The organism is Coprococcus sp. OM04-5BH (assembly GCF_003482105.1).
Classification (GTDB): Bacteria; Bacillota; Clostridia; order Lachnospirales; family Lachnospiraceae; genus Coprococcus.
Map to the genome: position 1 here is coordinate 482,964 of NZ_QULM01000001.1, position 13,530 is coordinate 496,493.

General features: G+C 42.8%; 10 protein-coding genes. 9 read left to right on the forward strand and 1 reads right to left on the reverse strand.

Annotated elements, in window-relative coordinates:
• Window positions 1–8: 8 nt before the first annotated feature.
• The 7 genes from DXB54_RS02160 (at window position 9) to DXB54_RS02190 (ending at window position 9,627) form a co-directional block, all read left to right on the forward strand.
• Window positions 9–1,745: a GspE/PulE family protein gene (locus DXB54_RS02160; RefSeq protein ID WP_330426333.1), complete on the forward strand. Its 1,737-nt coding sequence runs from the start codon at window positions 9–11 to the stop codon at window positions 1,743–1,745.
• Between the two features lie 85 nt (window positions 1,746–1,830).
• Window positions 1,831–2,295, forward strand: coding sequence for a DUF523 domain-containing protein (locus DXB54_RS02165; RefSeq protein ID WP_021938331.1), 465 nt, complete (start codon window positions 1,831–1,833; stop codon window positions 2,293–2,295).
• Window positions 2,296–2,407: 112 nt separating this feature from the next.
• Complete coding sequence (locus DXB54_RS02170) at window positions 2,408–3,454, forward strand: type IV pilus twitching motility protein PilT (RefSeq protein ID WP_021938330.1); 1,047 nt, start codon at window positions 2,408–2,410, stop codon at window positions 3,452–3,454.
• A gap of 492 nt (window positions 3,455–3,946) precedes the next feature.
• Window positions 3,947–4,393, forward strand: coding sequence for a prepilin-type N-terminal cleavage/methylation domain-containing protein (locus DXB54_RS02175; RefSeq protein ID WP_021938329.1), 447 nt, complete (start codon window positions 3,947–3,949; stop codon window positions 4,391–4,393).
• A 376-nt stretch (window positions 4,394–4,769) separates the two neighbouring features.
• Window positions 4,770–6,245 (forward strand): DUF1846 domain-containing protein, encoded by a 1,476-nt coding sequence (locus DXB54_RS02180; RefSeq protein ID WP_021938328.1) that lies wholly within the window; start codon window positions 4,770–4,772, stop codon window positions 6,243–6,245.
• A 367-nt stretch (window positions 6,246–6,612) separates the two neighbouring features.
• Window positions 6,613–8,247, forward strand: a complete 1,635-nt coding sequence (locus tag DXB54_RS02185; RefSeq protein WP_021938327.1) for a class I adenylate-forming enzyme family protein — start codon at window positions 6,613–6,615, stop codon at window positions 8,245–8,247.
• 123 nt (window positions 8,248–8,370) lie between these two features.
• Complete coding sequence (locus tag DXB54_RS02190) at window positions 8,371–9,627, forward strand: diaminopimelate decarboxylase (protein ID WP_021938326.1); 1,257 nt, start codon at window positions 8,371–8,373, stop codon at window positions 9,625–9,627.
• A gap of 125 nt (window positions 9,628–9,752) precedes the next feature.
• On the opposite strand, the gene DXB54_RS02195 is transcribed toward DXB54_RS02190, so the two are convergent.
• Window positions 9,753–10,271 carry a peptidylprolyl isomerase gene (locus DXB54_RS02195; RefSeq protein ID WP_021938325.1) on the reverse strand — a complete coding sequence of 173 codons (519 nt, stop codon included), beginning with the start codon at window positions 10,269–10,271 and terminating at the stop codon, window positions 9,753–9,755.
• 108 nt (window positions 10,272–10,379) lie between these two features.
• On the opposite strand from DXB54_RS02195, the gene mltG reads away from it, so the two are divergent.
• Together mltG and DXB54_RS02205 are read left to right on the forward strand one after the other, a co-directional pair.
• On the forward strand, window positions 10,380–11,444 hold the full coding sequence (gene mltG / locus DXB54_RS02200) for an endolytic transglycosylase MltG (protein WP_021938324.1): 1,065 nt from the start codon (window positions 10,380–10,382) through the stop codon (window positions 11,442–11,444).
• A 173-nt stretch (window positions 11,445–11,617) separates the two neighbouring features.
• The gene (locus DXB54_RS02205) at window positions 11,618–13,312 is read left to right on the forward strand and encodes an FHA domain-containing protein (RefSeq protein ID WP_118694100.1); all 1,695 of its coding nucleotides are present in this window, start codon (window positions 11,618–11,620) and stop codon (window positions 13,310–13,312) included.
• The last annotated feature ends 218 nt before the right edge of the window (window positions 13,313–13,530 follow it).

A 13,530-nucleotide genomic window follows, 5' to 3' on the forward strand; every position in this document is an offset into this window, starting at 1 on the left:
GGCGGAATGTGGATTGTAAGATCACGCATTTGCAGAAATTGTGTGAGAAGGGCGAAGATTTTGATATGGAGATGAACCGGAATATACGAATAGGCGAAGTTCTTGTGGAATTCGGCTATGTAAATGATTATCAGATAGCCCAGGCGATGGAGTACAAGCAGGCGAACAAGGGCGTTCGTCTCGGCGATGCACTCATACAGCTTGGATATATTACAGAAAAACAAATGCTTGAGGCTCTTGCCAAGAGACTTGGATATGGCGTGGCAAATGTCTCAGATCTGTCCATAGATGTTGACGCTGTGGAAATGGTTCCTGAGGCGCTGGCAGAGAAATATTGCATGCTTGGATATGGGGTAAAGGATGGAAGATATCTTATATTGGTAAATGATCCAATGAACTTCTATGGAATTGAAGATATCAGGCAGATCGTGGGAATGGATCTTCAGATATCCCTTTGCGAGGAGGCGCCTCTTGCCTCGGCGATCCAGTATTATTATTCTGAGGTGTCGGCGAGAAAGGCAGCGGTTAAGGCGTCCCAGAACAGTATCGAAGAGGAAAACATAGTAGATATAAATGTTGAGGATGGCGACGATGATACACCTATCATAAACCTTCTTAACAGTATTATTCTGAGAGCCTATAATTCAGGGGTTTCAGATATACACATTGAACCCTTTGAGCACCAGACCACTGTGCGAATGAGAGTTGATGGCGTCATTATGGAGTTCATGACCATACAGAAGAATATCCACAATTCCCTTATTGCCAGAGTTAAGATCCTTGCGGATCTGGATATTGCCGAGCGAAGGATACCCCAGGATGGACATTTCAGAACAAGTGTAGACGGAAATAATCTTAATATAAGAGTTTCGGTGGTGCCTACGGTATTTGGCGAGAAGGCAGTTCTGCGACTTCTTGCGGGAACAGGAAAGATTGATTATCCGGCGTCCTTTGGCATGAACGAGAAATCATTTGCACTGGTAAGCGAAATGTTAAATTCTCCAAGTGGAATTATCTACATAACAGGCCCCACAGGCTCAGGAAAATCCACAACTCTTTATATGATGCTTGAGTCCCTGTCAAAGAGGCAGGTGAACATATCAACCATCGAGGATCCTGTGGAGAAAAACCTTCCGAAGCTCAGCCAGATACAGGTAAATAATACCGCAGGACTTACATTTGAAGTAGGGCTTAGGGCATTGCTCAGGCAGGATCCGGACATAATAATGGTTGGTGAGACGAGAGATGCCGAAACAGCGGCTATCTCCGTAAGAGCCGCTATCACCGGACATCTGGTTCTGTCAACCCTTCACACAAATGATGCAGCTTCATCCATCGCCCGTCTTGAGGATATGGGCGTTGAGCCGTACATGATCGCAAGCTCGCTGGTGGGTATCGTGGCACAGCGACTGGTAAGAAAGGTATGTCCTTTCTGCGCGGTATCTGAGGAAATGACGTCAAAAGAAGAATACATAGCAGGAAGGAAGCTCCCGCATGTTATGCACGCCAAGGGCTGCAGGCAGTGCAATGAGTCCGGATACAAGGGACGAATATCAATTCATGAGATCCTTCCTATAGACAAGCAGATAAAGAAAATGGTAACAAATGGTGCCAGTGTTGAGGAAATAAAGACTTATGCCATAGATAACCTTGGCATGAAGACCTTGAAGCAGAGTGCCCTTGAGCTGGTAGAGCAGGGTGTTACTACTGTGGAGGAAATGGCGAAGGCAGCATATTATGATTAGAAGGTTTGTGGGTTATAAGATTTATGGGCTGAAGCTTTTCGATTTTAGCGGTGACGAAAACGGCAAGAAATCATAAGGAGCAAGAATGAAAATTCTGGTAAGTGCCTGCTTATTGGGCGAAAATTGCAAGTACAATGGCGGTAACAATTACAATAAAATAGTTTGTGAGCTGGCGAAGGAACACCAAATGTTCCCGGTGTGCCCGGAAGTCTTAGGTGGTCTGTCTACACCCCGTTGTCCATCGGAAATCGTAAATGGAGTTGTGATGAACAAAGAAGGTATAAACGTGGACAGAGAATTTCACTCCGGTGCAGAAAAAGCTCTTGCCATTGCGAAGGAAAATCAGGTTGATCTTGCAATATTGCAATCCCGTAGTCCCAGTTGTGGGGTGAAAGAGATTTACGATGGTACATTCTCCGGGACGAAGATTTCCGGACAGGGGATATTTGCCAGGATGTTGAGAGAAGAGGGTATCCGGACTGTCGATGTAGAGGACTTGGGAGAACAATTTTCTTCCATTACTATTATCCTGGAAGCAGATCACATTTGAAGCAGGAATTGTACAGGCTGGAGGGTATGTCTGCAAGAAAAACCATACGGAGGCAGGGTCTTCTGGTTCTATAAAATTTAAGAAATACCAATAATTATCATGGAGGGATTATATGAAGATTGATGGACTTATTTTAGACGCCAGGGCAAATAAATGCTCGGACATACATATATCTGTGGGTATGCCTCTTATGTACAGGGTAAATGGACGGCTTATGGAAATTCCTGTTCCTTATTCGGACGAAGACATTGAGGACATGCTGGTGGATATGATGGATGATAAGCAGCTTGCTGACATTAAAGCCGGCAAGGATGTGGATTTTGCTGTCCGCACGTCAGACGGCAACAGGCAGAGGGTAAATATATTCAGGCAGCAGGGCAGGCTTGCGGCAACTATAAGATTGTTAAACAGCACTATACCTGAATTGTCCATGCTGGGACTTCCGCCGGTTCTGAATACTCTGGCTGAGAAGCCGAGAGGACTGATACTGGTTACAGGGCCTACAGGATCAGGTAAGTCAACAACCCTGGCTTCAATGATAGATCATATCAATTCCACAAGACCGGATCACATCATCACCATTGAGGATCCTATCGAGTATACCTATGAGAAGAAAATGGCACTTATCCACCAGAGAGAAGTGGGCAGGGATGTGGAGAGCTTCGCTGCTGCATTAAGGAGTGCACTTCGTGAGGATCCCGACATAATCCTGGTGGGAGAAATGCGTGACTACGAGACCATATCGGCAGCCCTCACGGCGGCAGAAACCGGACATCTTGTAATGTCTACCCTCCATACCACAGGTGCAGCCCAGACCATAGACAGAATTATCGACGCCTGTCCCGGATATATACAGAACCAGATCAGAACCCAGCTTGCCAGCGTGTTAAATGGTGTGGTTACCCAGTGCCTTATGCCAAATGCAACAGGTACCGGCAGAGTTCCGGGAACCGAGATCCTTGTGGGAACAGACGCTGTGTCAAACCTTATAAGAGAGAACAAATGTCACCAGCTTTCAACCGCAATGCAGGCAGGTGCCAGAGTGGGTATGCATACCCTGAATACAGATCTGTGTCGTCTTGTAAGTGCAGGAAAGATCACCATGGATTCCGCAAGGAAGTATACAAATGATCTTAAGGATCTGGAGCAGTTTTTCTAATAAAAGGACTGAAGATCCATACTCTGTACACTGTATGAGTATATGGTAAAAATGACGATTTTTCAGAGCCCCAAATAGCGAAAACACAATAAATATCCGGCGAAAATTTCAAGAAATCAAAATGTTTTTTTCATGAAGAGCCGGTCACAAGACAGAAAATGAAGAAAAAATTTAATTTCACGTCGTTTTCTGCTGAAAAAATGTCATTTTCAGCTTTTAAAGCCAGCACAAAGTGAACATATATATTAAAATATGTCAATGATGCTTGTTGTGCAATATTCACAAATGAAATTGTGAAACATTTCACGACAAAGGAAAAATTTCTTGATTTTGCACGTCGAAATTGGTAGAATTACAGTGTACTTGATGAACGAAAGATACTATCCCGGAAGGGCAGGAACGATCCGGAATGAGACCGGAGACCGTGGCTGCTACGGTTATAGCGGCACAATAAGAGAAAAAATAATCACACACATCTAGGAGGAAATTATTATGAAGAGAATGAGGAAGGATAACAAAGGTTTTACACTTGTTGAGTTGATAGTTGTACTTGTAATTTTAGCAATTCTTGCAGCAATTCTTGTACCTGCATTACTTGGTTACATCGACAAGGCAAAAGAAAAGCAGATCGTATTAAATGCAAAGAGCTGCTACACAGCTGCGCAGGCCAAGTATTCAGAGCTTTATGCTAAGGATGCTACAACAGTTTCTCAGACGGATATGGACGAGATCTGGGCAATGGCAGATGTTAAGGATCTTGATACACTTGAAGTAGGAACAGCAAAAGCATTTGCATCAAAGGATCATGACTCATACACAGTAAGCTACATACATTACAAGGATAAGGATGGAGAGATCTGGTTATCAGATGGTTCATGGACGACAACAGAGCCGACAACAAAGCCAGCTAACGTACAGGCAATTACAAAGAGTAAATAAGGTTTTTGATTTTTAATTAGTCTCATTTTTCTCTTAAATCATATGGACAGTCACCGGGATGGATTATTTCGTCCGGTGGCTGTCTTTTGTTATGTAATGATGTCTATGACATCGTTACGTTGCAGCAACCCTTGCCGTAGGCAATTTCAATGGTTGCTGCTCGATGTTTTATCGTTGCTTTATCATCAGTGCGGCTAATATTAACTTTCTTATTGTAATCTGGCAAAAGCTAATATATAATTTAGTCTGATTGGGCTTTTGATTAATATTATTAAATTTATATTGGTACCGGATAGAAATTATTGAGCGGAGAATCATTAAGTGAGAGGTAGCATTGGGCGATACCATGATGTTCAATAGGAACGAGGAGACAAATATGAGGAAAATAGGATTTGACAATGAAAAATATCTGTCTATGCAGTCTGAGCATATCAGGGAGAGGATAGGACAGTTCGGCGACAAGCTGTATCTTGAGTTTGGCGGAAAGCTATTTGATGATTATCATGCGTCAAGAGTACTTCCGGGATTCGCCCCTGACAGTAAGCTTCAGATGCTTCTCCAGCTTGCAGATCAGGCAGAGATGATCATTTCCATTAATGCCGCAGATATAGATAAGAATAAGATAAGACACGATCTGGGTATAACCTACGATCAGGACGTAATAAGACTTATAGGTGTGTACCGGGAGAAGGGGCTTTACGTGAGCAGCGTTGTTATTACAAGATACGCAGGCCAGAAGTCCGCAGACGCATTCCAGAAGAAGCTGGAAAATATCGGTATAAAGGTGTACCACCACTATTCAATAGAAGGCTATCCTAACAACGTAGCCACAATAGTCAGTGATGAGGGCTATGGCAAGAATGATTATGTGGAGACCACAAGACCACTGGTTATCGTTACTGCACCGGGACCCGGAAGCGGTAAGATGGCAACCTGTCTGTCACAGCTCTACCATGAGAACAAGCGTGGAGTTAAGGCAGGATATGCCAAGTTCGAGACCTTCCCAATATGGAATATTCCCCTTAAGCACCCTGTAAATCTCGCCTATGAGGCAGCTACAGCAGACCTTAATGATGTGAATATGATCGATCCCTTCCATCTTGAGGCGTATGGAGAGACAACAGTTAATTACAACAGAGATGTGGAGATATATCCTGTACTTGCTGCAATGTTTGAGGCTATATACGGTTCGTGCCCATATGCGTCGCCTACAGATATGGGTGTAAATATGGCAGGAAACTGTATCGTTGATGACGAGGCGTGCCAGGAGGCTTCAAGACAGGAGATCATCAGAAGATACTATCAGTCATTGAACAGAATGGTCCTTGATGAGGCAACAAAGGATGAGGTATATAAGCAGGAGCTTCTTATGAAGCAGGCTAAGATCACTGTGAATGACAGAAAGGTTGTGCCTGTTGCCATGGCTCTGGCTGAGGAGACCGGTGCGGCGGCAGCGGCTCTTGAGCTTGAGGACGGCAGGATAATCACTGGCTCAACAAGTGACCTGCTTGGACCTGCGTCAGCCGTACTGCTTAACGCCATAAAGGTTCTCGGAGATATAGACAAGAGTATACATCTTATTTCCAGAAATTATATTGAACCGATACAGCGTCTTAAGACAAACTATCTTGGAAGCAAAAATCCAAGACTTCATACAGATGAGGTGCTTATTGCCCTTTCAATGTGTGCTGTATCAGATCCAAATGCAAAGCTTGCCCTTGAACAGCTTCCGAAGCTTGCAGGCTGCCAGCTTCATACGACAGCAATGCTTTCATCTGTTGATATGAACACCTTCAACAAGCTGGGTATACAGTTCACAAATGAAGCCGTGTACGAGAAGCGTGACGAGTAGATCAGACTTGGAATGATCATCATAAAAAAGAGATATATCAGAATATAAAAAAGACCATGGAGTGGATAGTATCTGCAATATGTATCGGGAATTTTGTATACATATCGGGAAGAAATCTGTTTCATGGTCTTTTAAATTTTCTCTTGTTAAAATCCCAATAAAAGTTTATACTATAATTTAGTGCAATTTAAAGCGTTGAAGTGACGTAACTACAAAGCAGAAAATCATTTGCAGAATGAAGAGGATAAACACCTGACATGATAAAAATATGCTCAGATGTCTGGGATGATCTTTCAAAGAAATTGGATAATTGATACTATGCGGGATTAACCGGTCAATAAAGAAATAAAGAGAAGGAGTTTTAGAAATGCCAATCACACAATATTTAGAGAGAAATGCCAGGGAGTATGGGGATGATGTTGCTCTGGTAGAGATAAATCCTGATGTTCAGGAAACAAGAAGGGTAACATGGAGAGAGTATGAGCTTATTGAGTCAAACCCAACTTGCTGTTACAGAAGAGAGATCACATGGAGCGTCTTTAATGAGAAGGCCAACAGATTTGCAAATTTACTGGTTGCAAGGGGCATACAGAAGGGGGACAAGGTAGGAATACTTATGATGAACTCCCTTGAGTGGCTTCCGATATACTTCGGTATACTTAAGACAGGAGCACTGGCAGTGCCGTTTAACTTCAGATATGACGCAGAGGAGATAAAGTATTGCGTAGAACTTGCTGACGTTGATGTTCTGGTATTCGGACCGGAATTTATAGGTCGTATAGAGACAGTTGTGGATGAGATCGCAGAGAAGAGGATATTGTTCTATGTGGGTGGAAACTGTCCTACATTTGCAGAGGATTATGATAAGCTGGCGTCAAACTGTTCAAGTATATTCGCAGACAGGGGAATAAAGGATACAGATGACGCGGCCATATACTTCTCATCAGGTACAACAGGATTCCCTAAGGCCATACTCCACAATCATGAGAGCCTTATGCATGCGGCACTGGTTGAGAGCAAGCACCACGGTCAGACAAAGGATGACGTGTTCCTGTGCATACCGCCACTTTACCATACAGGTGCCAAAATGCACTGGTTCGGAAGCCTTATAACAGGCGGCAAGGCAGTACTCCTTAAGGGCGTAAATGCCAAGACCATCCTCCAGACTGTAAGCGACGAGCAGTGTACCATCGTATGGCTTCTGGTGCCATGGGCTCAGGACATTCTGGTGGCTATCGAGAGAGGAGAGGTTAATCTCGCCGATTACAAGCTTGATCAGTGGAGACTTATGCACATAGGTGCGCAGCCTGTTCCTCAGAGTCTTATAAAGAAATGGAAGGAAATATTCCCTCATCACCAGTACGATACCAACTACGGACTTTCAGAATCCATAGGACCTGGTGCAGTACATCTTGGTGTGGAAAATATACATAAAGTAGGTGCAATAGGTGTTCCGGGATATGGATGGCAGGCTGATATTGTTGATGAAAACGGTAAATCCGTTAAGCGAGGCGATGTTGGTGAGCTTATCCTTAAGGGACCGGGTGTTATGACCTGCTACTACAAAAATCCTGAGGCAACAGCAGAATGTCTCAAGGACGGCTGGCTGTACACAGGAGATATGGCTATGGAGGATGAGGACGGATTCATCTACCTTGTAGACAGGAAGAAGGACGTCATCATAAGCGGTGGCGAGAATATCTACCCTGTACAGATCGAGAATTTCTTAAGCAAATATCCTAAGATCATGGATGTGGCTGTTATCGGTCTTGCTGATTCAAGACTTGGTGAGATAACAGCAGCTATTATCGAGGTGAAGGAAGGTATGGAGTGCACCGAGGAGGAGATAAATGACTTCTGTAAGGAGCTTCCGAGATACAAGAGACCTAAGAAGATAATATTTGCTAAGGTGCCAAGAAACGCAACAGGAAAAATTGAGAAACCAAAGCTTCGTAAGATTTATAAGAGTGAAAATCTTGTGGCAGCGGAAAATAATGCATAAATATCCAGTAAATCAACAAAAATATTCAAAAACCAGTTTCTGGATTGTTTACAAATGGGAATCTGTGTGTTTAAATGATAACTTGAAAGAGACAAGTAAAGATAAAGACGAGGTAGATTATAAATGAAGACACCATTTTTAACAAAAGAAAAAGCAGAAGAGATAATTGCCCAATATCCTACACCATTTCACATTTATGATGAAAAGGGAATAAGAGAAAATGCGAGAAATCTTTACAAGGCATTTTCATGGAACAAGGGCTTCAAGGAATATTTCGCAGTTAAGGCAACTCCAAATCCAACTATCCTTAAGATCCTTAAGGAAGAGGGCTGCGGTACAGACTGTTCATCACTGACAGAGCTTATGATGTCAGAGAAGATGGGCTTCTCAGGCGACGAGATCATGTTCTCATCAAACGATACACCTGCAGAGGAGTTTAAGTATGCCAGAAAGCTTAATGCTACAATAAATCTCGATGATTTTACACATATAGATTTCCTGGAGAAGACCTGCGGTATACCTGAGAAGATCTCATGCAGATTTAATCCGGGCGGCAAGTTCGCCATTGCCACAACCATAATGGACAATCCTGGGGATGCCAAGTATGGTATGACCAAGGATCAGATCATAGAGGCATACAGGGTATTAAAGAGCAAGGGAGTTAAGAGATTCGGTATGCATGCATTCCTTGCCAGCAATACCGTGACAAATGAATATTATCCTACACTTGCCAAGATTCTTTTTGAGGTGGCAGTTGAGATCAAGGAGAAGACCGGGGTTGAGCTTTCGTTTATCAACCTTTCAGGCGGAATCGGAATACCTTACACACCTGATAAGGAGCCAAATGATATATTTGTCATCGGCGAGGGCGTTAAGAAGGTTTATGATGAAGTGCTTGTACCTGCAGGTCTTGGAAATGTAGCAATATTCACAGAGCTTGGAAGATACATGCTTGCACCTTACGGACATCTTGTGACAACAGCAATACATGAGAAGCATACACACAAGGAGTATATCGGTGTTGACGCATGTGCGGTCAACCTTATGAGACCTGCCATGTATGGTGCATATCATCATATAACTGTACTTGGAAAGGAAAATGATCCTTGTGACCATATGTATGATGTGACAGGTTCCCTTTGCGAGAACAACGACAAATTTGCCATAGACAGAATGTTACCGAAGATCGATATGGGAGACATTCTTGTAATACATGATACAGGTGCTCATGGATTTGCCATGGGATACAATTACAACGGTAAGCTTAAGTCGGCAGAAATTCTGCTCAGAGAGGACGGAAGCGTGAAGCTCATCCGTCGTGCAGAGACACCGGAGGATTACTTTGCAACACTTGAAGGCTTCTGGAATGTAGAAGTGTAAGACCTGTGATCAGAGTTTATTGATCAGAATTAATAAAGGGAGTTCATGAGATGAAAATTCATGAACTCCCTATTTTTTTATATAGTTATTTTCAAATAATGATTTATAGGTTATAATTAACCTGATTATGCGTGGACAGGTTCCGGATAATCTACACCCATAGTATCAACAGTTACTGTTTTCATTATCTGAGGTTTAACCGGACGGTCACCCCATGATGTTTCAACGGTAGCGATCTTATCTACAATATCCATACCTTCGATGACCTTGCCGAATGCGGCATATGCACCATCTAAGTGTGGAGCTGCCTTGTGCATGATGAAGAACTGTGAACCTGCAGAATCAGGCATCATGGCACGAGCCATTGAAAGGACGCCCGGTGTGTGCGCAAGATTGTTTTCAAAACCATTCTGTGCGAATTCACCCTTTATCTGATAGCCCGGACCACCTGTTCCTGTGCCTTCAGGACATCCGCCCTGGATCATGAAACCATTGATGATCCTGTGGAATGTAAGCCCGTTGTAGTAACCTTTTTTAACCAGAGAGATGAAGTTGTTTACTGTGTTTGGAGCTATCTCAGGATAAAGCTCAGCCTTCATAACATCTCCATTTTCCATTGTGATAGTAACGATTGGATTTGCCAAATTAATCACCCTTTCTATAATTGATTGTTGTGACTAATCATATCATTACTTTTAAGAACAGGCAAATAAAAAATATATTAAACAAATATCTTATAAGGAGCAGATGACATGACGAGAAAAGATAAAAAGAAAATATACAAAGGAGTGAAGCTGATAATTGCCCTTGTGGCAGTGCTTCTTTTGATTTCAGTTCTCGGAGGCACTGTGAAGAACAACTACAGTGAATTCATGAAGGAATATAAAGGAACCGAGCATGTGGCAGGTACGGATGTACAGGTTGAGATCCCTAAGGGAGCAAGCTCAGCCAAGGTAGCTTCTATACTTCACAAAGCAGGACTTATAAAGTATGAGTATGCATTTGTTCTGAGAATAAAGGGAACGGAGTATAAAGACAAGCTTCAGCCGGGCACATTTACTCTTAATACCGGTATGAGTACTCTGGAGATGATAGAGCAGCTCTGCTACGTTGAACCAACACCGGAGCCTATTGCCAAGCTTACTGTTCCGGAGGGGTATACAATAGAAATGATAGCTGCCAAGTGTGAGGAAGAGGGCATATTCACAGCCCAGGAGTTCCTGGATGAGGTGGCAAGCGGAAAGCATGGCATTTCATATACCAAAGATCATGAGACCGGAGACTATGAGCTTCAGGGCTTCCTGTTCCCGGCTACTTATGATATCTACGAAGATACAACACCTGGAGATCTCATTGACAAGATGCTTGCCAAGTTCGAGGAGGTTTACGCAGGTCTTGATAAGTCAAGGATTGCAGAACTCGGATATTCAGATTATGAGATTATAACAATGGCATCCATAGTTGAGCGTGAGGCAAAGCTCAGCGAAGAGCGTTCTATAATCGCGGGAGTTATATACAATCGTTTAAATGCAGAAATGATGCTTCAGATGTGTCCTACAGTATTATATCCGCTGACGAAGGGTATATATGACAAGTCGGAAGTTACATATGATGATCTTGAACTTGTATCACCATATAATACATACAATAACTATGGTCTTCCTATAGGACCTATATGTAATCCCGGTGAGGCATCCATTGAGGCGGTTCTCTATCCTGATGATAACAATTACCTGTATTATCATGTGAATGAAGAAGCCGATGACGGAAGCCACATTTTCTCCGAAGATTATGATGGGCATATAAATACACAGTAGTTGTATGGACAAGATATAACAAATTGCTGAAAATATGCCGTATATTCTTTATTCTTTTATATAAAATGCTTGCGGTAAATGATAAAATTATATATAATTATAGAGTATGTATGCAAAATGCGGGATTGTGTACCGCGCCTTGCATGTTCGCAGTGCGATAGGAGGAATATTTGATGAGGAAAGTGAATTTCAAGGTAAGAAATATTGGCTCTGAGAAGTACTTATCATATGTATTGGATGACGATTGCGATTTCGATGAAGAGCTTTTGGATTACCTCGAAGACAATAAGATTGGGGAACTTATAGATATTATATATGAGGAGGACGATGAGAACGATTACTTCACATATAACATTACTGATAGAGTCACTGTAGATACCCTTTTTAAGGATAAGGTTAATGCAGAGAAATTATTAGGAGTTATAAGAGGTATTGCAACCAGTATTGTGAACCTCAGAGATCTGGGTATACCAATATCATACATTATACTTCACAGAGGCTTTACATATGTAAACCCTGTTACATATGACGTTAAGCTCATATGTCTGCCGATTGAGTCGGGTGCCAGCATGAATGCAGAGTTCAGACATTTTGCCAAGAATCTTATAGTGAATGCCCAGTATGATACAACAGAGGACTGTAATTACATTGCGAAGGTTCTTAATCTGTTAAATGTGGAGAAGTTCACCATAAGAGCATTCGCCGGTGAACTTACAGAGCTTATGGAATCCGCAGGAATGGATGTTGAGGAAGCGTTTGTGGATCTTGACGGCGGAATAGAAGTTTCACAGTCAGCGAATGCGGTTGTCGATGAGGGAAACGGAATCGACGATCTTCCGGAATTTAAGGACGTTGCATTTGATGAGGAAGATGATGATGGGCTCGATATGTATGAGGAAGAGCCGACGGAGGCGAATACCATATTCAAGGATCTTGATCTTGACGCTGAGGAGCCTTACGACGGCGAGACAGAGACCCTTACATCAGGGGAGTCTGTGGCAGCCGGTGTGGGTTCGGTCAACATGGATGCCTTTGACGACAGTGCCCTTGAGGAGCTTAAGATAGATGATACCCTTGAGGAATATCCGGATGATGAAGTGGCATCGGAGGAAGAGGCGGCAGCAGAGCCTGAGCTTGATCTTGAGGATATAATACCTGAGATTAAACCGGTTAAGATACAGCCTAAGGTTGAGGAGATTGCCCATACAGCAGAGGGTGTTACAGAGGTTGCACCTGTAGCGGAAACGGAGGACAAACCGGTTCTCATTGATACAACAGAGATAGATGATCTTATAGATCATCCTCCTGTTATGAAGAGTATCAAGATAAACAGAGCTAAGATCATTCAGAGAGCAGTAAACGAGATTGAGGATGATAAGATAGAAAATCCTACAGAGAACATTATTGCTTCAGGACTTGATGCGGATGCCGAGCCTGAGACTAATATGGATCCTGCAACAATTCCGGAAGCAGGAAATGATGATGAGACAGGTTCTACTGTTGAGCTTACAGCGGGAATGAACGTTGTGCCGGATACAGAGGAGGATAATAAGGCGTCAAATGCACCAAAGGCTATGCCGTATATAGTGAGGGTTAATACCGGAGAAAGAGTTATGATCAATAAGGCGGTATTTAAGATTGGCAAGGCAAATCGAGGGGTTGATTTTACCATCAGCGGTAATGGTGCGGTAAGCAGAGTGCATGCCATAATATATCAGAGAGAGGATGGATGTTATCTGAAAGACAACAAGACCACCAACTCAACATATGTAAATGGACAGAAGCTTGCGGAGAACCAGGAGGTACTTCTTAAGAACGACTCAGAAATAGTTCTTGGAGATGAAGATTTTATTTTTAAATTAAGTTAATAACCAAGACCCTCTGATATGGAGGGAAGGAGCAGGTAGCAATACCTGCTTTTGGTTATGTAGTGATGTCCGTGACATCGTTACGCTGCAGCAATCCTTGTCGTAGGAAGCGTCAAGTGTCGAAGACATATTTGTAATGGTTGCTGCTCGATGGTGTTATTATACTGCACGCTGATTTGATGTTCTTTTTTAACATAAATCGGCTGATGATCAATAAG

Excerpts from the sequence above, each read along its gene's own strand:
- DXB54_RS02165 (WP_021938331.1), top strand. The coding sequence starts at position 1,831 with ATGAAAATTCTGGTAAGTGCCTGCTTATTGGGCGAAAATTGCAAGTAC.
- DXB54_RS02170 (WP_021938330.1), top strand. The coding sequence starts at position 2,408 with ATGAAGATTGATGGACTTATTTTAGACGCCAGGGCAAATAAATGCTCG.
- DXB54_RS02175 (WP_021938329.1), top strand. The coding sequence starts at position 3,947 with ATGAAGAGAATGAGGAAGGATAACAAAGGTTTTACACTTGTTGAGTTG.
- DXB54_RS02180 (WP_021938328.1), top strand. The coding sequence starts at position 4,770 with ATGAGGAAAATAGGATTTGACAATGAAAAATATCTGTCTATGCAGTCT.
- DXB54_RS02185 (WP_021938327.1), top strand. The coding sequence starts at position 6,613 with ATGCCAATCACACAATATTTAGAGAGAAATGCCAGGGAGTATGGGGAT.
- DXB54_RS02190 (WP_021938326.1), top strand. The coding sequence starts at position 8,371 with ATGAAGACACCATTTTTAACAAAAGAAAAAGCAGAAGAGATAATTGCC.
- mltG (WP_021938324.1), top strand. The coding sequence starts at position 10,380 with ATGACGAGAAAAGATAAAAAGAAAATATACAAAGGAGTGAAGCTGATA.
- DXB54_RS02205 (WP_118694100.1), top strand. The coding sequence starts at position 11,618 with ATGAGGAAAGTGAATTTCAAGGTAAGAAATATTGGCTCTGAGAAGTAC.